This is a genomic window from Marivivens sp. LCG002 (genome assembly GCF_030264275.1).
In the GTDB taxonomy this organism is placed as follows: Bacteria; Pseudomonadota; Alphaproteobacteria; order Rhodobacterales; family Rhodobacteraceae; genus Marivivens.
The window spans coordinates 2,613,416-2,633,949 of sequence record NZ_CP127165.1 but is presented as its reverse complement, the minus strand read 5'-3'; the positions used below and the strand labels follow the sequence as shown (position 1 = coordinate 2,633,949).

Annotated in this window: 25 protein-coding genes; 14 read left to right on the top strand and 11 right to left on the bottom strand. The window is 56.6% G+C overall.

Annotated features, from left to right (window positions below):
* The first annotated feature begins 37 nt into the window (after nt 1-37).
* From QQG91_RS13040 to QQG91_RS13015, 6 genes are all read left to right on the top strand, one after another.
* Nucleotides 38-982: a calcium/sodium antiporter gene (locus tag QQG91_RS13040; RefSeq protein ID WP_285770660.1), complete on the top strand. Its 945-nt coding sequence runs from the start codon at nt 38-40 to the stop codon at nt 980-982.
* A 10-nt stretch (nt 983-992) separates the two neighbouring features.
* Nucleotides 993-1,778, top strand: coding sequence for an SDR family oxidoreductase (locus tag QQG91_RS13035; RefSeq protein WP_285770659.1), 786 nt, complete (start codon nt 993-995; stop codon nt 1,776-1,778).
* Nucleotides 1,779-2,063: 285 nt separating this feature from the next.
* Nucleotides 2,064-3,926, top strand: coding sequence for an excinuclease ABC subunit UvrC (gene uvrC, locus QQG91_RS13030; protein ID WP_285770658.1), 1,863 nt, complete (start codon nt 2,064-2,066; stop codon nt 3,924-3,926).
* A 90-nt stretch (nt 3,927-4,016) separates the two neighbouring features.
* Nucleotides 4,017-4,679, top strand: a complete 663-nt coding sequence (gene pgsA, locus QQG91_RS13025) for a CDP-diacylglycerol--glycerol-3-phosphate 3-phosphatidyltransferase (protein WP_285770657.1) — start codon at nt 4,017-4,019, stop codon at nt 4,677-4,679.
* Between the two features lies 1 nt (nt 4,680).
* Nucleotides 4,681-4,929 carry a molybdopterin converting factor subunit 1 gene (gene moaD / locus QQG91_RS13020; protein ID WP_285770656.1) on the top strand — a complete coding sequence of 83 codons (249 nt, stop codon included), beginning with the start codon at nt 4,681-4,683 and terminating at the stop codon, nt 4,927-4,929.
* The gene (locus QQG91_RS13015; RefSeq protein WP_285770655.1) at nt 4,926-5,366 is read left to right on the top strand and encodes a molybdenum cofactor biosynthesis protein MoaE; all 441 of its coding nucleotides are present in this window, start codon (nt 4,926-4,928) and stop codon (nt 5,364-5,366) included. The genes moaD and QQG91_RS13015 overlap by 4 nt, the downstream gene beginning before the upstream one ends.
* Here the strand turns inward: QQG91_RS13015 and QQG91_RS13010 are convergent.
* Nucleotides 5,353-5,919, bottom strand: coding sequence for a DNA-3-methyladenine glycosylase I (locus tag QQG91_RS13010; protein WP_285770654.1), 567 nt, complete (start codon nt 5,917-5,919; stop codon nt 5,353-5,355). The two genes, QQG91_RS13015 and QQG91_RS13010, sit on opposite strands and share 14 nt — an antisense overlap.
* A 91-nt stretch (nt 5,920-6,010) precedes the next feature.
* Here QQG91_RS13010 and QQG91_RS13005 point away from each other — a divergent pair, with 91 nt between their 5' ends.
* From QQG91_RS13005 to QQG91_RS12995, 3 genes are all read left to right on the top strand, one after another.
* Entirely contained in the window at nt 6,011-6,802 is a 792-nt protein-coding gene (locus QQG91_RS13005; protein ID WP_285770653.1) for an EAL domain-containing protein, read from the top strand.
* Between the two features lie 129 nt (nt 6,803-6,931).
* Nucleotides 6,932-8,107 (top strand): acetyl-CoA C-acetyltransferase, encoded by a 1,176-nt coding sequence (locus tag QQG91_RS13000; RefSeq protein WP_285770652.1) that lies wholly within the window; start codon nt 6,932-6,934, stop codon nt 8,105-8,107.
* A 258-nt stretch (nt 8,108-8,365) separates the two neighbouring features.
* Nucleotides 8,366-9,088, top strand: coding sequence for a beta-ketoacyl-ACP reductase (locus tag QQG91_RS12995; protein ID WP_285770651.1), 723 nt, complete (start codon nt 8,366-8,368; stop codon nt 9,086-9,088).
* 74 nt (nt 9,089-9,162) lie between these two features.
* On the opposite strand, the gene QQG91_RS12990 is transcribed toward QQG91_RS12995, so the two are convergent.
* The 3 genes from QQG91_RS12990 to QQG91_RS12980 all read right to left on the bottom strand — a co-directional run bounded on the left by QQG91_RS12990 (nt 9,163) and on the right by QQG91_RS12980 (nt 10,412).
* Nucleotides 9,163-9,330, bottom strand: a complete 168-nt coding sequence (locus QQG91_RS12990; protein ID WP_285770650.1) for a YdcH family protein — start codon at nt 9,328-9,330, stop codon at nt 9,163-9,165.
* Between the two features lie 117 nt (nt 9,331-9,447).
* The gene (locus QQG91_RS12985; RefSeq protein ID WP_285770649.1) at nt 9,448-10,200 is read right to left on the bottom strand and encodes a tRNA1(Val) (adenine(37)-N6)-methyltransferase; all 753 of its coding nucleotides are present in this window, start codon (nt 10,198-10,200) and stop codon (nt 9,448-9,450) included.
* Nucleotides 10,197-10,412: a putative signal transducing protein gene (locus QQG91_RS12980; RefSeq protein WP_285770648.1), complete on the bottom strand. Its 216-nt coding sequence runs from the start codon at nt 10,410-10,412 to the stop codon at nt 10,197-10,199. Before QQG91_RS12980 ends, QQG91_RS12985 begins: the two co-directional genes overlap by 4 nt.
* Nucleotides 10,413-10,470: 58 nt before the next feature.
* Between QQG91_RS12980 and QQG91_RS12975 the strand changes: the two genes are divergently transcribed.
* Nucleotides 10,471-11,469: a polyprenyl synthetase family protein gene (locus tag QQG91_RS12975; RefSeq protein WP_285770647.1), complete on the top strand. Its 999-nt coding sequence runs from the start codon at nt 10,471-10,473 to the stop codon at nt 11,467-11,469.
* Here the strand turns inward: QQG91_RS12975 and QQG91_RS12970 are convergent.
* The 3 genes from QQG91_RS12970 to QQG91_RS12960 all read right to left on the bottom strand — a co-directional run bounded on the left by QQG91_RS12970 (nt 11,466) and on the right by QQG91_RS12960 (nt 15,750).
* Entirely contained in the window at nt 11,466-12,293 is an 828-nt protein-coding gene (locus QQG91_RS12970; protein ID WP_285770646.1) for a 4-(cytidine 5'-diphospho)-2-C-methyl-D-erythritol kinase, read from the bottom strand. The two genes, QQG91_RS12975 and QQG91_RS12970, sit on opposite strands and share 4 nt — an antisense overlap.
* A complete protein-coding gene (locus QQG91_RS12965; RefSeq protein WP_285770645.1) occupies nt 12,286-13,980 on the bottom strand; it encodes a tetratricopeptide repeat protein in 1,695 nt (564 codons plus the stop codon). The genes QQG91_RS12970 and QQG91_RS12965 overlap by 8 nt, the downstream gene beginning before the upstream one ends.
* 123 nt (nt 13,981-14,103) lie before the next feature.
* A complete protein-coding gene (locus tag QQG91_RS12960) occupies nt 14,104-15,750 on the bottom strand; it encodes an electron transfer flavoprotein-ubiquinone oxidoreductase (protein ID WP_285770644.1) in 1,647 nt (548 codons plus the stop codon).
* Nucleotides 15,751-16,005: 255 nt separating this feature from the next.
* Here QQG91_RS12960 and greA point away from each other — a divergent pair, with 255 nt between their 5' ends.
* Together greA and QQG91_RS12950 are read left to right on the top strand one after the other, a co-directional pair.
* A complete protein-coding gene (gene greA / locus QQG91_RS12955; RefSeq protein ID WP_285770643.1) occupies nt 16,006-16,476 on the top strand; it encodes a transcription elongation factor GreA in 471 nt (156 codons plus the stop codon).
* 87 nt (nt 16,477-16,563) lie between these two features.
* Nucleotides 16,564-17,487 (top strand): hypothetical protein, encoded by a 924-nt coding sequence (locus QQG91_RS12950; protein WP_285772356.1) that lies wholly within the window; start codon nt 16,564-16,566, stop codon nt 17,485-17,487.
* Here QQG91_RS12950 and QQG91_RS12945 read toward each other — a convergent pair.
* Complete coding sequence (locus QQG91_RS12945; protein WP_285770642.1) at nt 17,484-18,056, bottom strand: GNAT family N-acetyltransferase; 573 nt, start codon at nt 18,054-18,056, stop codon at nt 17,484-17,486. The genes QQG91_RS12950 and QQG91_RS12945 overlap by 4 nt on opposite strands.
* 101 nt (nt 18,057-18,157) lie before the next feature.
* Here QQG91_RS12945 and QQG91_RS12940 point away from each other — a divergent pair, with 101 nt between their 5' ends.
* Nucleotides 18,158-18,862 carry an AzlC family ABC transporter permease gene (locus QQG91_RS12940; protein ID WP_352232104.1) on the top strand — a complete coding sequence of 235 codons (705 nt, stop codon included), beginning with the start codon at nt 18,158-18,160 and terminating at the stop codon, nt 18,860-18,862.
* Nucleotides 18,859-19,194, top strand: a complete 336-nt coding sequence (locus tag QQG91_RS12935; RefSeq protein ID WP_285770640.1) for an AzlD domain-containing protein — start codon at nt 18,859-18,861, stop codon at nt 19,192-19,194. Before QQG91_RS12940 ends, QQG91_RS12935 begins: the two co-directional genes overlap by 4 nt.
* Here the strand turns inward: QQG91_RS12935 and QQG91_RS12930 are convergent.
* From QQG91_RS12930 to QQG91_RS12920, 3 genes are all read right to left on the bottom strand, one after another.
* The gene (locus tag QQG91_RS12930) at nt 19,178-19,801 is read right to left on the bottom strand and encodes a hypothetical protein (protein ID WP_285770639.1); all 624 of its coding nucleotides are present in this window, start codon (nt 19,799-19,801) and stop codon (nt 19,178-19,180) included. The two genes, QQG91_RS12935 and QQG91_RS12930, sit on opposite strands and share 17 nt — an antisense overlap.
* A gap of 27 nt (nt 19,802-19,828) precedes the next feature.
* Nucleotides 19,829-19,963: an aa3-type cytochrome c oxidase subunit IV gene (locus QQG91_RS12925; protein ID WP_285770638.1), complete on the bottom strand. Its 135-nt coding sequence runs from the start codon at nt 19,961-19,963 to the stop codon at nt 19,829-19,831.
* A 78-nt stretch (nt 19,964-20,041) separates the two neighbouring features.
* Nucleotides 20,042-20,527 carry a DUF6173 family protein gene (locus tag QQG91_RS12920; RefSeq protein WP_285770637.1) on the bottom strand — a complete coding sequence of 162 codons (486 nt, stop codon included), beginning with the start codon at nt 20,525-20,527 and terminating at the stop codon, nt 20,042-20,044.
* Nucleotides 20,528-20,534: the final 7 nt, after the last annotated feature.

Below are 20,534 nucleotides of genomic sequence, written 5' to 3'. Positions count from 1 at the left end.
AAAGGCCCCTGCGCGTGTTCGAAAGGATGATCCTGTAATGGATTGGATTTTGACTGTAATTGGTCTGGGCCTTTTGCTGCTTGCAGGCGATGCCTTGGTCAGAGGCGCAGTGAACCTTGCTCTGCGCGTCGGCATCCCCGCGTTGATCGTGTCGTTGACTATTGTGGCCTTTGGCACTTCGGCGCCGGAGCTTCTCATATCGGTGCAGGCCATTCTGGATGGTGTCCCCTCGATAGCCGTTGGCAACGTGGTCGGGTCGAACACCGCGAACATTCTGCTCGTTCTCGGCATTCCCGCGCTTCTTGCCGTGATGCACACAAGCGAGCATGATACCCGTTCGAACTATGTCCAGATGCTCGCGGCCTCTGTGCTGTTCATCGGGCTGTGTCTATTCGGAACGCTGAACTGGATTTCCGGTCTGATCTTGCTGGCGGGTCTGGCGGCAATGTTGTTGCACGCGATGAAAGCCATTCACTCGCACCGTAACTCCGATGAGGGCGAAGACACCGAAGTGGTCGAAGGCGCAGACCCGAATATGTCATGGATCAAAATCGCCTTCTTCCTTGTGGTTGGCTTGGTGGGCCTTCCGATCGGGGCAAATCTTTTGATCGATGGCGCGACAAGCATCGCCCGTTCCTTCCAGATTTCAGAGGCCGTCATCGGTCTGACCCTTGTTGCGGTCGGAACTTCGCTCCCCGAACTGGCGACAACGGTCATGGCGGCATTGCGGCGTCAATCGGACGTGGCCTTGGGCAACGTGATCGGCTCCAACCTCTTTAATCTCTTGGGGATCATGGGCGTGGCCAGTCTTATCGGCGATATTCCGATCGACCCCGAGTTCCTTCGGTTTGATCTTTGGGTCATGCTCGGCACCTCGCTTCTTCTCGTTCCTTTTGTGTTTTTCAAAAAGGATATCGGTCGCAAGACAGGTATCGGCTTGTCTTTCATCTATGCGGTCTATGTTGTGATGCTACTCAACTAAGGAGCATCACATGACCGAAAAGCGTGCACTAGTCACAGGAGCCGGTGGGCGGCTGGGACGCGCGATGGCTGTTTATCTGGCCGAGCGCGGTTTTGATGTGGTGGTCCATTACGCCAGTTCCGAAGAAGGCGCTCGGGAAACTCTGCGCTTGATCGAGGCGCATGGGCGAACAGGTGTCACGCTTCAGGCCGATCTGTTGAACGAAGACGAGACACAAGCATTGATCGACCGCGCGTCGGACGCGTTGGGTGGTCCTTTGACGGTTCTCGTCAACAACGCTTCCATTTTCGAAGAGGACGATCTTGAAAGCTCCACCCGTGAAAGCTGGGACAGGCATTTCGAGTCCAATCTGCGCGCGCCCTATGTTCTCACACAACATTTTGCCAAACAGGTTCCTGAAGCGGCGCTTGACGGGCGGGGCGAACCCGTCGCAAGGGGTCTTATCGTCAATATGATCGACCAGAGGGTCCGCAAACTCACACCCAAGTTTTCGACCTATACTTTGGCCAAGATGGGGCTCTGGGCCCTTACCAAGACGTCGGCCCAAGCGCTCGCGCCGAAAGTGCGCGTCAATGCCATCGGACCGGGGCCGACTTTGCAAGGCGAACGCCAAAGCGCCGAGGACTTTGCCGACCAGCGGTCGGTTACCGTCTTGAAGCGCGGTTCAAACCCCGAAGATATCGTTGCAGCGCTTGGATATTTCCTCGCAGCGCCCGCGATCACGGGGCAGTTGCTGTGTGTGGATGGGGGACAGCATCTGGGTTGGGAAACCCCTGACGTGCTCACGCGCGAGTAGGTCTGCGACAAGTTGTGCACCTCTGTGCCAACTTGTAACGCTTTCGTGACGAAATGCCTGAATTTCTTAACTTATTTCAGGACTGAAGATTTATTTTCAATGAATTCAATACGTTATTTGCGTGCCTAATTTTTGTGCAACTTAACGAAAGTCCAGAAAAATAACGGAAATTCGAGCTAACCCAAAAGCTTTCCACTGACTTATCCACAGAAAACGGGGATGCCTTTCTTCTTGTGTCTCCCTGAGTAACATTGCAGCCAACACCAAGAATCACGAGCGTGCCCGATGTCTGATGAAACCCCCGAAACGCTGACCGGATACGAGCGGATTGCGGACTACCTCAAGACGCTAGACGGCTCGCCCGGGGTCTATCGAATGCTCGATAGCGAAAGCCGTGTTCTCTATGTCGGCAAGGCACGGAATCTGCGCAATCGCGTTTCCAATTACGCCCGCCCTGGGAACCATTCGGGCCGCATCGCGCGGATGATTTCCGAGACAGCTTCGATGATGTTCCTTACGACGAGGACCGAAACCGAAGCCTTGCTCCTTGAGCAAAACCTGATCAAGCAACTCAAACCCCGCTACAACGTGCTTTTGCGCGATGATAAATCGTTTCCGAACATCATCGTGACGGGTCATGATTTCCCGATGATCAAAAAGCACCGCGGTGCCAAGAACGAAAAAGGCACTTACTTCGGTCCTTTTGCCAGCGCGGGCGCGGTCAATCACACCCTCAGCCAGCTGCAAAAGATTTTCCTTTTGCGCAATTGCGCCGACTCTATGTTCGAGAGCCGCACGCGGCCTTGTCTGCAATATCAGATCAAAAGATGCAGCGCGCCTTGTGTCGGGCACATCACCAAAGCGGAATACGCCGAGTCCGTTCGGGATGCCTCGGACTTCCTGTCTGGAAAAACGACCCGCATTCAGGAAGACCTTGCCGCAAAAATGGCAGAGGCTGCCGAGGCGATGGAGTTCGAACGTGCGGCTGCGTTACGGGATCGCATTCGCGCATTGACCCAAGTCCAGACCGCGCAGGGGATCAACCCCCGCACGGTCGCCGAGGGCGATGTCATCGCGCTTCATGTCGAAAACGGACAGGCCTGCGTTCAGGTGTTCTTTATCAGAGCCAACCAGAATTGGGGCAACCACGATTACTATCCCCGTATTTCGGGCGAGGAAGACGCCTCTGAAATCATGGAAGCCTTTGTTGGACAGTTCTATTCGGATCGCGAGCCGCCACGGCTGGTTCTCTTGTCGCATGGGCTCGACAACGAGGAATTGATGTGTGCCGCGTTGACCGAGAAAGCGGGCCGCAAGGTCGAGGTTCTTGTTCCGCAGAGAGGCGAACGGGCCGAGCTTGTCTCTGGCGCCGCTCGCAATGCCAAAGAAAGCCTCGCGCGGCGGATGTCCGAAACCGCGACCCAGAACAAGCTGTTGCGCGGCCTTGCCGAAGCCTTTGATCTCGATGCGCCACCCGCGCGGATCGAGGTCTATGACAACAGCCATATCCAAGGCACGAATGCTGTCGGTGCCATGATTGTCGCGGGGGCGGACGGCTTTCTCAAAAGCCAGTATCGCAAGTTCAATATCAAAGGCGACGAGCTTACGCCCGGCGATGACTTCGGCATGATGAAGGAGGTGCTGACGCGCCGCTTCCAACGCCTTCTCAAGGAAGATCCGGATCGAAAATCCGACAGCTGGCCCGATCTTCTTTTGATCGACGGCGGTGCAGGGCAGGTGAGCGCGGTTCAGGAAATTCTTCTGGAACTCGGGGTAGAGGACGTCCCGATGGTCGGGGTTGCCAAGGGGGTCGATCGTGACCACGGCAAAGAAGAATTCTATCGCATAGGCGAGCGACCTTTCGCGCTTCAAAGAAATGATCCGGTTTTGTATTTCATCCAGCGTCTGCGTGACGAGGCCCACCGTTTTGCCATCGGGACGCATCGTGCCAAGAGGGCAAAGTCCTTTACCGCCACGCCGCTCGATGATGTGCCGGGGGTAGGGGCCGCGCGCAAACGCGCACTTCTGGCCCATTTCGGAAGTGCCAAAGCCGTCAGCCGCGCGAACCTTGCCGACCTCAAAGCGGTAGAAGGCATATCGGGCGCAATGGCCGAGGCGATTTATGCCTATTTCCATGAAAAGGGCTGAGTGTTGCCGCGCCGCGCCGCTTGGCGCAAAGCGAAAACTGCTTCCAAATGCTCTATGGAGTCGCAAGCCCAGCCAATGTATTGATTGGGCATGAAATGGACTTTGCCAAATATCCTGACGGTCTTGCGTCTTCTTGCTGCTCCTGGCGTAGCGGTGATGTTTCTCTATTTTTCAAGACCTTGGGCGGACTGGTTTGCATTGGTCTTGTTTGTTGTGGCCGCAATCACTGACTTTTTCGACGGTTATCTTGCTCGGGCATGGCATCAGGAGTCCAAATTCGGAGCCATGCTCGATCCGATTGCCGATAAGGCGATGGTCACAATTGCGCTTTTGGTGATTACCGGCTTTTCGGGGATGAACCCTTGGATTCTCGTTCCTGCGACGATGATCCTCTTTCGCGAAGTTTTCGTCAGTGGTCTGCGGGAATATCTCGGAGCGACCGCCGGCCTTCTCAAGGTAACCAGACTGGCCAAATGGAAGACCTTTGCCCAGATGGTGGCCATCGCCGTTCTCTTTTCCACAGGGGCCTTCGAAACCTATCTCAGCATCGAGACCGAGGGTATGGACGAAGAACTCATCGAAGCGATCATTGAGGGCGAGGTCGCAGACGAGCTGGGCCTGATCTGGAAATACTACGGTATGATGATCAGCTCTGTTGCAGGCGGGATGTTGCTTTGGCTTGCTGCCGCACTGACGTTGATCACGGGCTTTGATTACTTCCGCAAAGCTTTGCCCTACCTTCGGGATGCGTAAGATGGATGTTCTTTATTTTGCTTGGGTTCGGGAACGGATCGGAGTGCCGCGCGACACCATCGAAACTGATGCCGCAACAGTGAACGACCTGATCGAGGAATTGCGCGCACGCGGCGAAGAATATCAATTTGCCTTCGAAGACATCCGTGCCCTTCGCGTGGCGCTTGATCAGGAACTGAGTGATTTCGACGCCCCATTGTCGGGCGTGAGAGAGGTCGCATTCTTCCCGCCGATGACAGGTGGCGAATGACGGTTCGGGTCCAAGAGGAAACTTTTGATCCGGGTCTCGAACTCAACAGCTTTACGCGGTCGGTTCAGGGTGCTGGCGCCGTCGTCTCGTTTACGGGCGTTGTGCGCGATGTCGAAGGCAAACTCGCCGAGATGTTGATCGAGCACTATCCCGGGATGACGGAAAAGGCGATTTCCAAGATCGTTGATGAAGCAACGACACGTTGGAGCCTTGCGGGTGCGCTTGTCATCCACCGTTACGGACAGCTCGGAGCGGGTGATCAGATCATGATGGTCGCGACTGCTTCACGTCACCGCGTCGATGCGTTCCAAGCCGCAGAATTCCTTATGGATTATCTCAAGTCGCGTGCGCCTTTTTGGAAAAAAGAACGCACGGCCTCTGGCGATTCATGGGTCGAGGCCCGTGACGAGGACGAGGATGCCCTTAGCCGCTGGTAAGCGGTGCATGGCGCGGACAGGTCACCACGTGGTCATTCACCATGCCGACCGCCTGCATAAAGGCATAGACGATCGTCGGACCACAGAACTTGAACCCTGCTTTCTTGAGATCTTTGGAGATGGTCACTGACAACTCTGTCTGGGCGGGAACATCGCGGAGCGTGGCTCGGTTGGGCTGAAGCGGTTTGTGGTCCACATAGGACCAAAGGAAATTCGAAAAGCCCTGCGTTTCTTCGATTTTGATCCATGCCTTTGCGTTGGAAATCGCGGCTTCGATTTTGCCGCGATGGCGTACGATTCCGCTGTCCGACAAAAGCCGCGTAACGTCGGCCTCAGTCCATGTCGCAATGACATAAGGGTCAAACCCCTGAAATGCCGCGCGAAAACCTTCGCGTTTCTTCAAAATGGTGATCCAGCTTAGCCCCGCCTGAAACCCGTCGAGGATCAGCTTTTCATAAAGCGCGCGGCTGTCGTATTCGGGCACGCCCCATTCGGTGTCGTGATACTCGAAATAGATTTGTTCAGGGCCGGCCCAGCCGCAGCGTTCGCACATAATGGTTTCAACTTTATTCAATTTCCATTTCTTTACTCTGCTTTAGCGAAGCACGCGCATCAATGCCCTTGAGACAAAAGAGGGGTTAGTCATGCAAGCGGTCGAGAAATTTGATCTCGGAACCAGTGATCCGCTTAAAGAAGCGATCGCTGCACGCGATCAGGATGTGCTTTCGATCGTCGGAAATGCGCTTGCCGCCCAGAATGCGCAACTTGCGTTCCAGCCGATCGTAACGGCCGAGGCCACCGATCGCATCGCGTTTTACGAGGGGTTGATACGGGTCCGCGACGATATGGGGCGCATTATTCCTGCGAAACAATTCATGCCCTATATCGAAGAACATGATTTGGGCCGCGAGATCGATTGCGCTTCGCTTCGCTTGGGAATCGCAACGCTCAGCCGGTATCCGAATTTGCGGCTCTCGATCAACATGTCCGCGCGCTCTATGGCGGACGGAAAATGGCGGCGCACACTGGACGACGGATTGGCGCGCGCGCCTCAGGTTGCGGATCGTCTCATTCTCGAGATCAGCGAATCTTCCGCCATGCTTCTGCACGAGGTTCTCATCCGTTTTATGGCCGAGATGCAGCCTTTGGGCGTCAGTTTCGCGCTCGATCACTTCGGTGGAGGGATGACGGCGTTCAAACATCTCAAGGATTTCTTCTTCGATCTGGTCAAGATTGATCGCTGTTTCATCCATAATATCGATCAAAATCCCGAAAATCAGGTCCTGACCGAGGCGCTGGTCGCCGTCGCCAAACAGTTTGAAATGTTCGCCGTTGCAGAAGGCGTTGAAAACGAGCGGGAAACCGCAATACTTCAGGAATTGGGGGTCCATTGTCTTCAAGGCTATCATTTCGGTGTTCCGCGACTTCAGCTCTGAAACTTGTGCTTTAGTTGTGTGAGCAAACGTCACAGCGAAATTTTATTGCTCAAATGCGAGGGAACCCCTAAACAATGTGCAGTCGCAGAAATGTTTTCGCATCTGCAAAATTCCAGAGGGAGGTTCTTAATGACCAACGTCGTAATCGCATCTGCTGCCCGCACTGCTGTCGGTAGCTTTCTTGGCTCTTTCGCAAATACGCCCGCCCACGAGCTTGGCGCGGCTGTGCTGAAAGAAGTCGTTGCACGCGCGGGTATCGATCCGGCCGAAGTCAGCGAAACCATTCTCGGTCAGGTTTTGACCGCAGGTCAGGGGCAGAACCCCGCACGTCAGGCGCATATCCACGCCGGTCTTCCGATCGAAGCTGCGGCTTGGGGTATCAATCAGGTTTGCGGTTCGGGTCTGCGTGCTGTTGCGCTGGGCGCCCAGCATATTCAACTCGGTGATGCGTCGATCGTTGCCGCCGGCGGGCAGGAAAACATGTCCCTCGCCATGCACGCCGCCTATCTGCGCGCAGGCCAGAAGATGGGCGACATGAAGATGGTCGATACCATGATCCGCGATGGCCTTTGGGATGCCTTCAACAACTATCACATGGGGCAGACCGCCGAAAACGTCGCCGAGCGTTGGGATATCACCCGCGATATGCAGGACGAATTCGCCGTGGCCTCCCAGAACAAAGCAGAAGCCGCACAAAAGGCGGGCAAGTTCGCCGATGAAATCGCTCCCTTTACCATTTCGACCCGCAAGGGCGACCTCATTGTAGATAGCGATGAATACATCCGCCACGGCGCTACGATCGACGCGATGCAAAAGCTGCGCCCTGCCTTCACCAAAGATGGGTCTGTGACTGCTGCTAACGCTTCGGGTCTGAATGACGGTGCTGCGGCCACGCTGCTGATGTCTGCTGATGAAGCCGAGCGCCGCGGGATTGAACCGCTCGCCCGCATTGCGTCTTATGCCACCGCTGGCCTCGATCCGTCGATCATGGGTGCAGGTCCGATCATGGCCTCGCGCAAGGCCCTCGAAAAAGCGGGCTGGTCCGTCAACGATCTTGATCTGGTCGAAGCGAACGAGGCATTCGCCGCTCAGGCCTGCGCGGTGAACAAAGAACTGGGTTGGGATCCGTCGATCGTGAACGTCAACGGTGGTGCGATCGCCATCGGTCACCCGATCGGCGCTTCGGGCTGCCGTATCCTCAACACTCTGCTTTTCGAAATGAAGCGTCGCAACGCCAAGCGCGGCCTTGCAACGCTGTGCATCGGTGGCGGCATGGGTGTAGCGCTTTGCGTTGAGCGCCCCTAAATCCTTTTGAAGTTTTCGGAGCGGGCGCGGCATTTGTCGCGCCCGTTTTCTTTGCGCGTGCAGAAAAACGGGTCCGTCTCCGACTGCTGCTGCAGCAATCAAAATAACATTAGATTTATCAGTTTGCTCCGCCATAATACGACCATTGTCGCGTGCCTGCATGCTGCAGTGCGACAAAACGACAGAGTAATAATATTGCGCAATAGAATTAATTTGGGTAATAGAGTTACAAGAACATTTCTGGTTGGAGGAACACATATGTCCAGAATCGCACTCGTCACCGGTGGTAGCCGCGGAATCGGCGCAGCAATTTCCAAAGCGCTGAAAGATGCGGGGTATACCGTTGCTGCGACATATGCCGGCAATGACGAAAAAGCTGCGGCGTTTACGGCCGAAACGGGCATCAAAACCTACAAGTGGAACGTTGCCGACTATGATGAATGCGCCGCAGGGATCGCAAAGGTCGAGGCTGATCTGGGTCCGATCGACGTTCTCGTCAACAACGCGGGTATCACGCGCGATGCTCCGTTCCACAAAATGACCCGCGAACAGTGGCAGGAGGTCATGGATACCAACCTTTCGGGTCTCTTCAACATGACCCACCCGATTTGGCCCGGAATGCGCGAACGTAAATTCGGCCGCATTATCTCGATCTCGTCGATCAATGGCCAAAAGGGTCAATTCGGCCAAGCCAACTATTCTGCGGCCAAAGCGGGCGATCTCGGCTTCACCAAAGCTCTTGCTCAGGAAGGCGCGCGCGCAGGTATCACCGTGAACGCGATTTGCCCCGGCTATATCGCCACCGAAATGGTGATGGCTGTTCCGGAAAAAGTGCGCGAGTCGATTATCGGCCAGATCCCTGTCGGACGTCTTGGCGAAGCCGAAGAAATTGCGCGCTGCGTGGTTTTCCTTGCCTCTGACGAAGCGGGTTTTATCACCGGCTCGACCATTACCGCGAACGGCGGCCAGTATTTCGTCTGATCAACGCTAACTTCAAAAGCAAAGGGCCGATCAATGCGATCGGCCCTTTTCTCGTTTAGGGAAGGGAGGCGCTCTCAGTGCGCCGTCAACCTTGTAATTTCTTGCTTGAGTTGGAGTTTCTGCTTCTTGAGACGTGCCACTTCCTGATCATCAAAGGCGGGATGTTTCATTGCATCTTCGACAGCATTCGAGAGACTTTGATGCTTTTTCCGAAGTTCCTCGATATGCGAACTTAGGCTCATAGTCGTACTCCTTTCGTTGTGGACAGTTTGAGTGGAGCACGCTTTCATATTTCTGTCACGTTGCGCTGCAGCAATTGGCTGCTTTCGGCTCATTTTCTCCAAATGAATCGAGTCGCCTCACGCTTCCAAGCTCAAATGTGCGCCATCGCGTAAAATGGCCGACACTTGCGCCGTATAGCTTTCCCCATCCTGTCCGTGGACATCCCCGCGGTGGAGAATCAGGGGAGCCAACATCCGAAAGGCAGCGCGTCCGTTTTTGCGGGCTTGCAGAATGAAAAGCCCCGAAGGTCGGCCGACACGGGCCTGTATCGGAAGAACCGTGATCGACCCGAGGACGCGATCTGCAGTGGCAAGCGTTTCGGGCAGCCTGTCCATCCTTTGAATAAGCGTGAAATACCCCTTGGGTCTAAGTCTCTTTGCGCCAACTTCGATCCAGTCCTGCAATGCCGTATCCCCGCCCAGTGCCATATCACGCCCTTGATCGTTTGCCCGCGTGCTCGCGCTCCTGTCGTAATAGGGCGGGTTCATGATGACATGGTCAAAACTCGTGTTGCGGATCTGAGCGGGAAGATGGGTCAGGTCCGCTTCGACGACATCCATTCTGGCGCGGTTATGAACGGCATTCTGTCTGCATAGCTCCGCGTAGAGCGGCTGGATTTCGACACCCGTCAGGGCAAGCCCTTCGACCCGCGCCGAGAGGCACAGGCTTGCCGCCCCCGCACCGCAGCCCAGCTCGAGAACCGTATCACCCTTTTCCGCAGGCACAGAGGCTGCAAGCAGTACAGGATCGACCCCAGCACGATACCCGGCCTTCGGTTGCAGAAGGCTCAATTTGCCACCTAGGAAGTCATCGCGGGTCGGCTCGGTCATTGGTCGTGCATCAACTCATTGTCGATGAGAATAACCCGCGCGTCGTCATAGTCGTCCTCGTGCACAACAAGACGGCGCGGCAATATGCCGATGCTTCCATCGAGGATGCTCATATTTACGTCAAACTCGAAGCAGTCTATACCCTCCCCGTCCAAGAGTAACTTGGCATAGGCGATGACAGTCGGATCGTTTGTGCGCAAAAGCTCTTTCATAGAATTAGACCTAAGGCCGTCTGTGGTCTTTGCCAATAACAAGCCGGAGCAAAACCGCATGAGTCTGGATGCCGCTGCAACCAAGCCCCATGAAAAGCTAGCGCGTGCGCTGGCTGACGAAATGGAAGCTGTGAACCAGATGATCCGCCTGCGGATGGCCTCCGAGCATGCCCCGCGCATCCCCGAGGTTACGGCGCATCTGGTCGAAGCGGGCGGCAAGCGCCTGCGCCCCATGCTCACCTTGGCGGCTGCGAAACTCTGCGGCTACGAAGGACCCTTTCACATCCATCTCGCTGCAACGGTCGAGCTGATCCACACGGCAACGCTTTTGCATGACGATGTCGTGGACGAGAGCGAACAACGTCGTGGCCGCCCCACTGCGAACCTGTTGTGGGACAACACCTCGTCGGTTCTTGTCGGCGACTATCTCTTTTCGCGGTCGTTCCAATTGATGGTGGAAACGGGCTCGCTTCGAGTGCTCAACATCCTCGCGAATGCGTCCGCCACCATTGCCGAAGGCGAAGTGCTTCAGCTGACCGCCGCGCGGAACCTTGCCACGACGGAAGAGACCTATCTCAAGGTCGTGCGCGGCAAGACAGCGGCCCTTTTCTCGGCCGCAACTCAGGTCGGGGGCGTTATTTCAGGCGCGGACGAAACACATAATAATGCGCTTTACCGCTTTGGCGATGCCCTCGGGATCGCATTCCAGACGGTGGATGATCTTCTCGATCTCGGCGGCACCGAAGCCACGGGCAAGAACATCGGTGACGACTTCCGCGAGCGCAAGCTCACGCTTCCATTTATCAAAGGCATCGCCAAGGCGGACGAGACCGAACGCGCGTTCTGGGTGCGGACCATCGAAAAAGGCAAGCAAGAGAACGGCGATCTCGAGCAGGCGCTTGAAATCCTCAAGCGTCACGGCGCTTTGGAAGAGACCCGTGTCGAGGCGTTGAAATGGGCAGATACCGCCAAGGCTCAGCTCGACATCCTCCCGCATCACGAGATCCGTGATATGCTGGCGGATATCACCGATTACGTTGTCGCGCGGATCAACTAACCGCCGATAGGCGTTACCAGCGTCCAGAATGTCCCATGAAACAGGGCCGCAGTCTCTTCTGCGGCCTTTTGCGTTTCAAAGAGCGCCCAACAGGTGCTCCCTGACCCCGACATATCACTATGGAGTGCCTTGGTCGCGCGCAGCGCGTCAAGGAGCGCTCCTACCGCAGGGACAAGTGCGCAGGTGCTCGGCCTTAGATCGTTGCGCTGTTCTTTCAGCCAAGCGATGAAATCAGAGCGCATCGGAGCGAGCGGCGCGTTGTCGGTGCTGTGGTGGTCCGAAAGATGCTTGAACACGTCTCGTGTCGGCACATGGGCCATCGGGTTGACCAAAAGACACCAGAGCCGAGGAAGTTCGGGCGCCGGCTCGAGAACTTCACCGATCCCGCGCATGAACATCGACTGGGGAGCATGTGCACAGACGGGAACGTCCGCACCGATGCGCAAAAGCGTTTCGCTCGTTGGCGGCTCTATACCCCAGAGATCGGCCAGACCTCGCGCCGTAGCCGCAGCATCGGACGACCCGCCGCCGATCCCTCCGCCGTGGGGCAGCATCTTGGTAAGATGGATACGCGCTCCTTTGCCCTCGGGCCGAAGCATCTTTGCCACTTTGAGGACGAGGTTGCGCTCGTCCGTCGGCACGCCCTCGCAAAAGGGACCGTCTACACTCAGGGACAGATCTTCGGCGTCTTCGAACGTCAATACATCGCCACGGTCGGCAAAGACGACAAGACTATCAAGAAGATGATACCCGTCCGATCGCTTGCCCGTGACATGCAGAGCGAGATTGATCTTGGCAGGGGCGAGACGCGTGATGCTAGTCAACGGAAGGATAGAGCGGTGCGGCTCCCTCTTCTTCACGCACCTTGTCGAGCCCGACTTCAAGCTTTCTTCTGATCCGCGCAGCGTCTTCTTCGGTCGGACCAAAGGAAAGTGCGCGTTTCCATTGGAAGCTCGCCTCGTTTTTGCGACCAACGGCCCAAAGAGCATCGCCTAGGTGATCATTTACGATCGGGTCGACAGGTTCAAGTTCGGCTGCGCGTTCCATCTGGACGATCGCATCCTCATATTTGCCAAGCTGGAACTGGACCCAACCCAGACTGTCGACGATGGCACCGTTTTCGGGTTCGATCTGCACTGCAGTGATGATCATCTCGAGCGCTTCATCAAGCTTTTCACCACGCTCGACCAGCGAATAGCCAAGGTAGTTGAGGATCGAGGGATGCGTTGGCACAATTTCGAGCGCGGCGCGGAAATGTGCTTCTGCCTCGGGCCATAGGTCCAGATCATGGTTCACAATCCCGAGCATATAGTGCGTGTACCAGCGGATGTTGTCTTGGACATAAAGCTCGAGCGCGCGTTCATAGGCGGGCTTGGCCTCGCGCATCAGCTCGCGGCGGCGGAGCACATCCCCCAATGAGGCGTGGGCGGCAGCAAGATCGGGATAATTGCGGGCCAAGGATTGGAGGACTTCGGTTGCCGCTTCCAGACGGTCCGCGCGTTGGAGCGCATCTGCGCGGGCCAACTCGGCGTCTACAAAAGCCGGATCATCCTGTGGGACAAGCGCGTATGTATCGTTCGCAAGATCATAAAGCCCCATCCCCTCGTAAAGGTTGCCCGTCAGCATAAGTGCTTCGATGTGGTTCGGATAAAGCGCAGTCGCCCCACGTGCAAAGAGAATGGTGTAGGTCGGATCGGCTTCGCCCGCCATCACGCTTGCGGCTGTGAAAAGAAGCTCCGCCAATCCCTCTTTTGGCCCAGAAGCAAGAGAGTAGGGAACCCGCTCACCGCTTGCCAATGCATCGACGAGGCTTTGGACCGACGCGTCGAATTCACCGCCGAAGGCTTGGTTCAAGAGGTCAAGCGCGTCTTGGTTACGCCCGAGCTGGCTCAAAATTTGCGAATGGGCAATCGTGCCACGACGGGTTTGCTGGATGCTCTTGTTGCTGTCGTCGGACAACAGCGCATCCGCGCCTTCGAAATCCCCCACCGAGGCCAATGCCAAGGCTTTGTTGTAAAGCGCGAAATGGGTCATTCCCGCGCTTTGCGCCGCCGCGTCAAAGGCAGCGAGTGCTTCGGTGACCTGTCCCTGACCGAAAATCGCCCAAGCCCTCGCGATTTCGTCGATCAGCGGGCTGATCTCTTGGCCATCAGACAAATCCGCCAAGACATCGTCCCACGCCTCATTCTTTGCGTCATTAACCAGAAAAGCTAGATTGCCCACCTGACTGTTGATCTCAAGATCGCGAAGCCGTTGGGCGTGCGGAATGGCGGCTTCGAACGCACCGAGCGAAACATAGGTATAGACCGTGCTGTCGAGCATCCCGAGATTGTCGGGTGCATTCTCCAAAGCCCGTTCGAAGTATTCGGCCGATGCAAGGAAGTCGCGGTCGAAATTCGCCTGACGCGCTGCGAGATAGGCACCAAGTCCACCTTCGGCATAGGCCACAGAACTCAGAAGCGGCAGGGTCGAAACACAAAGCGCAATTGCGCGGGTAAGTCTTTTGGGCACAGAGCTGTCCTTGGGGCAAGTGTTGCGCCTAACCTAGCGCCGCAGCGCAGGAGGGGCAATCTCTGCCGAGGGGGAACGGGCCGCTTCCCGCAAAAGTGAAGGGGCCCGAAGGCCCCTTTTGACTTACATATTCGGGTAGTTGGGTCCGTCGCCCCCCTGCGGGACCGTCCAGTTGATGTTCTGGCTCGGGTCTTTGATATCGCAGGTTTTGCAGTGGACACAGTTCTGGAAATTGATCTGGAACCGCGGACCGTTTTCGCCTTCGAGAACTTCATAGACCCCAGCGGGGCAATAGCGCTGGGCGGGTTCGTCATATTTGGGAAGGTTGACCGAAATCGGCACCGACTGATCTTTGAGACGAAGGTGGCAGGGCTGGCTTTCCTCGTGGTTCGTCATCGCGAACGAAACGTTGGTGAGACGATCGAAGGACAGAGTGCCGTCGGGCTTGGGATAGTCGATTTTCGGATGCTTCGACGCTTCCTCGGTGGCGGCGGCATCGGATTTGCCGTGGCGCAGCGTTCCAAGGAACGAGAAGCCCAGCGTGTTGGTCCACATATCCAGCCCACCGACCGCAAGGCCGCCCAAAAGACCGAGCTTTGACCAGAGCGGTTTGACGTTGCGCACCTTCTTGAGATCCTTGCCGACAACGCCTTCGCGCAGCGCGGTATCATATTCGGTCAGGGTGTCGCCCGAACGGCCTGCGCTGATCGCCTTGTAGGCCGCTTCTGCAGCTTCGATGCCCGAATGCATCGCGTTGTGGTTGCCCTTGATGCGGGGCACGTTCACGAGACCAGCGGAACAGCCGAGCAGCGCACCACCGGGGAAGGCGGTCTGCGGGATCGACTGCCAGCCGCCTTCGGATATCGCGCGGGCACCATAAGCCACGCGCTTGCCACCCTTGAGCAGCTCGGCGACCATCGGATGATGCTTGAACCGCTGGAATTCCATATAGGGATAGAGATGTGGGTTCTTGTAGTTGAGGTGAACGACGAAACCGACATAAACCTGATTGTTCTCGAGGTGATAGATGAACGATCCGCCGCCCGCGTTCGAACCGAGCGGCCAGCCCATCGTGTGGGTGACGGTGCCCTCTTTGTGCTTGGCGGGATCGATCTCCCAGATTTCCTTCATGCCGATGCCGAACTTCTGGCTGCAATGGCCTTTGACAAGGTCGTATTTCGCCAAGACTTCTTTGGAGAGCGAGCCGCGCACGCCTTCGGACAGGAACACGTATTTACCGTGAAGCTCCATGCCCGGTTCGTATCCGTCACCTGCGGTGCCGTCCGCGTTCTTGCCGAATTCACCGGCGACCACGCCTTTGACTTCGCCGTTTTCACCATAGACCAACTCGGAGCAGGACATGCCTGGGAAAATCTCGACTCCGAGAGCTTCGGCTTGTTCCGCCATCCAGCGACACACATTGCCCATCGAAACAATGTAATTGCCGTGGTTGTTCATTAGCGGTGGCATGGCGAAATTCGGAATGCGGATGCCGCCTGCTTCTCCGAGGAAGTAGAAGTTGTCTTCGTTGACTTCGGTTTTGATCGGGGCGCCTTTTGCTTTCCAATCGGGCATGAGGCGGGAGAGGCCCGATGTGTCCAGAACGGCACCCGAAAGGATGTGCGCCCCGACTTCCGAACCCTTTTCAAGAACAACGACATTGAGATCGGCATCAAGTTGCTTGAGGCGAATAGCGGCAGATAGCCCCGCAGGGCCCGCACCGACGATGACTACGTCATATTCCATTGCTTCGCGTTCGATAGCAGTCATGGCGTATTCCTTATGCTTCGCCTCGGGGGCGTCTTGAGTAACAATATTTCGTCATGGATTACCCCATGCAAAAGAGAGGGGCAATCAGGACACGACGTAAATTTAACATCTGGCGACGATAGGCAAAACTTTATAGCGGAATTTGCAGGTTTCTGGCTGCGGCATCGCGTCCACTGGGTTCAGAGACTTGACTTTCCTCCTCAGCGATACGTTATGGACTGACGATAACACGAAGAAGGTCCACGGAGCCGCACTATGGAAAAGATCCCGCTGACACGCGCCGGTTTTGAAAAGCTTGAAGCAGAACTCAAGCATCTCAAAACTGTTGAGCGCCCCGCAATCATCAGCGCGATTTCCGAAGCCCGCGAGCATGGCGATCTCTCCGAGAACGCCGAATACCATTCGGCCAAGGAAAAGCAGTCCTTTATCGAGGGCCGTATCAAGGAACTCGAAGGCGTCATTTCGCTGGCCGAGGTCATCGATCCGAGCAAGCTCGGCGGCACGATCAAATTCGGCGCGACTGTTGAACTTGTCGATGAAGACACCGACGAGGAAAAGACCTATCAGATCGTCGGCGAATACGAAGCCGACATCGAAAACGGCAAGCTGAACATCAAATCGCCCCTTGCCCGTGCCCTGATCGGCAAGGACGTCGGCGACAGCGTCGAAGTGCGCACTCCGGGTGGTGATCGCGCCTATGAGATCCTGAAAATTTCGTTCCTCTGAAACCGGCCTCGCGCCGCAGTCTAGCCAACGGGTTGTTCGTTGAACGCGTCCAAGAAATCCGGCCCCACGCCGCAAGAGCCCCAATCCATGTCCGCCGCCGAGATCGTCGCCGGGGGGCTTGGTGTGCTTTGGCTCTTGGGCTCTGCGGTTTATTTCCTCTTCGGGACGGACGAAAGCGCGGGCTTTGCCACGACGCTTTTCGTGATCTTCCTGCCCGTTGCTCTCTTTTGGGTCGCGGCCTTTGCCGCGCGGTCTTCCCGCATCATGCGAGAAGAGGCGCAGCGGCTTCACGTTGCAATCGATGCTTTGCGTCAAACCTATGTGAATGATCGTCAGTCGCGTCAGACCGAAAACCTCCAGCCCACCGTCGAGAAAAAACTCGACGAAATCGCGCGCGCAGCCCGCAAGACCGAGACCGCGCTTGCGACCTTTACGACATCGCGTAATACGCCTCGCGCACCGCTCGTTGCGCAACCTCCTGCCCAAAGTGATGATCAGCCCTCGCTCGCGCTGGGCACCAATGTCGAGGATACGCTCCCACCGCTCAGCCGTGCCGATCTGATCCGCGCGCTGAACTTCCCCGACACCGAACAGGACGAGGTGGGTTTTTCCGCATTGCGCAAGGCGCTTCGTGACCGCAATGCCCGACAGCTTGTTCAGGCAAGTCAGGACGTTCTGACGCTCCTGAGTCAGGATGGAATCTATATGGACGACATGCGTCCCGATCTCGCGCGTCCCGAGGTTTGGCGGCGGTTTGCCAATGGCGAACGCGGCCGTTCGGTTGCGGCGCTGGGCGGCATTCGGGATCGCTCTTCGCTTGCTTTGACAGCAGGCCGGATGCGCGAAGATACGATCTTTCGCGATGCCGCGCACCATTTCCTTCGCCGCTTCGACAAGACGCTCGTCGCGCTCGAAGCCGAAGCCACCGACGAAGACCTCATGGCTCTTGCCGAGACCCGCACAGCCCGCGCCTTTATGCTTCTGGGGCGCGTGACGGGCGCCTTCGACTAAGTCAGATATCGCACCATAAGCGTCGAGCGCTCGAGATCGGGAAAGAGCGACGATCTGTGCGGCGTCCAAGCAACGAACCCGCGGTTTTCATAGAGCCTGATCGCGGCTACATTCGTTTTCAGAACCTTGAGGCTCAATGCAGGGCAGCCCTGCGCCCTTGCTTCTTGGGCCAGTGCCTCGATGATCCACGAACCGATCCCGCGGTTGCGGAGGGCCTTGTCGACGCAAATGCCTTCGATCGCAAAATTGGTGGGATGGGCTTTGTGATCCATCCACGCCAGTCGGACCATGCGAAGCGCCCCGCCAAAGAGGCCGAACTCGGTCATCAAAGAACGATAGTCAAACGCCAAAAGGGCACCCGACGGGCTGTGATATCCTGCCACGCCGACGATGGTCCCGTTTTCGTCGCGGACACAAATCGCAAAATCGGTCCTCAGGGATCGGGCGATAAAGGCAAGGGCGCGCGGTCGAGGCCCGAATATCCCGCCAAGCTGTTGGTCGAAGCCATCGAGAAAAAGCTCGGCAACCCGTTCTCTTTCGTGCTCGTAGATGCCGCGCTTGATATTCATTCAGCCCCCGTTCGGGGTCATTGATGCGGCTTGCATGTGACGCGGTCCAGTGAAAAAAGCACAGACGAGCAAAACTTTGCCAGAGGCTCTATATGTCGGATATGACACCTAAATCTGCGGCCATTATGGGGGCCAAGAACGGGTCACCTTTCATTCTGGTGCTGCTGCCCTTTGCCGTTCTGTTCGGCGTGCTCGCCAATCAAGCTGGCCTTTCGATCGAAGCCGCTTTGGGCTTTTCTTTTCTTGTCATCGCTGGCTCGGCCCAGTTTGCAGCGCTCCAGCTTTTGACCGAAGACGCGGCGATCCCGTTGATCCTTTTGGCTTCGCTCTCGGTGAACCTGCGTATGGCGATGTATAGCGCTTCGCTTGTGCCGTATTTGGGCAAGGCCCCGATCTGGCAAAGGGCCTTGGTCGCCTATCTGAATTTCGATCAGGCCTTTGCCGTATCGAGTGCAAAGTACCAGGACGAGCCCGATTGGAGCATTTCCGCCAAAGTCGCCTATTTTCTGGGGGTCGCGGCGCCTCTGGCAACGGTCTGGTACATCATGACGCTTGTCGGCGTTCTTGTCGGGACCTCGATCCCGCAGGAATGGGGGCTCGATTTTATTCTTCCGATCACCTTTATCGGTCTCTTTGCCCCGATGCTCCGCACCTTGGCGCATCTCGCAGCCGCGGTGACATCGGTCGTGGTCGCGCTCTTTTTTGCCGATTTACCCTCGGGAATGGGCGTTCTGATCGGTGCGTTCTGCGCCATGATCGTCGGCGTTCTGGTTGAAACATGGATGGAAAAGCGAGAGGCGCGATGATCGCAGAAGAAAAGGTCTGGACGGTTATCGTCCTCTTGGCCATCGGCACGTTTTTGATCCGCTTTTCATTCCTCGGGCTTGTGGGCGACAAAGAACTCCCGCCGATCGTGCTCAAGGCGCTTCGCTATACGCCAGTCGCAGTTCTGCCGGGGATGGTTGCGCCTTTGGTGCTTTGGCCCGCCGCAACCCAAGGCATGATTGATCCGCTGAGGCTTTTTGCCGCCTGTGTGACGCTTGGCGTCGGGATGTGGCGCAAGTCATTCATGCCCGCCGCGATCAGCGGAGCAGTAGCGTTTTATGGCGGTCTATGGGTGCTTAGTTTGGCGTCGTAAGAGTTTTGGCGATTTCGATCATCGCTTTGCTCTTGTCGTCGCTATCCGTTTCATAGTGCGTGCGGCTTCTCACACCCGGAATTTGCCCGAACTGGTCGGAAAGCTTGTCTGGAAAGAACGACACCTTGATCTGTTCGAACCCAGGAAGCTCGCGAAGCACGGTCGACGTGGCACGTGTGCAATTCGCCTTGGGCACCGCACCGTAATTCAGGACGCGGACATAGGCTTGTTCCGCGACCTCTGCAGGCACGTCGATCTCTTGGATCAGCGTGTAATAGGTCTCGCGGGAGTGGTAGCTGATATAGGCATCGAGGATTTGCGGGCTCATGCCGAAGATCACGTCGTTGCGCTCGGGGATCGAAGGATGCTTGAACGATCCTGCAGGATCGAAAAGCACGCGTTCACGCGCATTGATCAAAAGACCGGTATGCGCCCCGTTCCGGCTCCCGACGTTCATCATCGTCAAAAGCATGAGTTGCGGCGGACCCGGGTGTCGATAGCGCATCTTTTCGACAAGCGCATCGGGTGCCCAGACGGGCTCTGCCCCGCCGCAACCGCTAAGAGATAGGGCCGCAATGCCCCCGGTGATCATAAAACGCCGGTTCATTATAGGCCCCGCAAAACGTCTGTTGGCTTATGCGCCGACCAGAGCAAGAAAGACGAGGAACACGAGGATCGCGATCACTGCGCGGGTCGTGAACGTGATGAAACCGTCATAGGTTTTCTGTTGTGCGGTGGTGTCCATTTCGCCGTGCTTGTGTTCAGCCATTTTTTGTCCCCTTAGGAAAATCGTTGTTGCGGGGTGAATAGATGATTCAGACCGCGCTGTCACGCCTTTGAAAGGCGGTCAGCTTGTCGCGGGTTCTTCGATGCCGATGTCGCGCGCGAGTTTGAAGCCGATCCTGTTCGGTTCGATCACTTCAGTCTGGGTCGGCATCGCACGCAGCATCACATTAAGCTGACTGACATGCTGGACCAGTTGGGTTTTTGCGCCATCTTCGGTCGATCCGTAGAAGGTGAGAATATCGGGGTCGAAATAGCCCAGCCCCTCGATGCGGATCACGCCTGCATTGCTTCCGGTAAAGCCCATCGCAACCTCTTGATCCGAATTGAGCTGTTTTTCAAAATTCTGGATATAGAGGATCATTCTCTCATAGGCCCATCGCGCAGGACTTTTGTGCGACGAGGGTTCCATAAGAGCAGGGGGAAGCTTTGCCTCGGACGCTGCAGCGGTCGAGGGGTCCGCGTGCACCTCGTGGATCATGGGGATCGCGGCGGCTTCCGCATATTCCGCCGATGTTTCGATCTGGTCGTGCTGGTCTCGAATGGTCATCATCTAC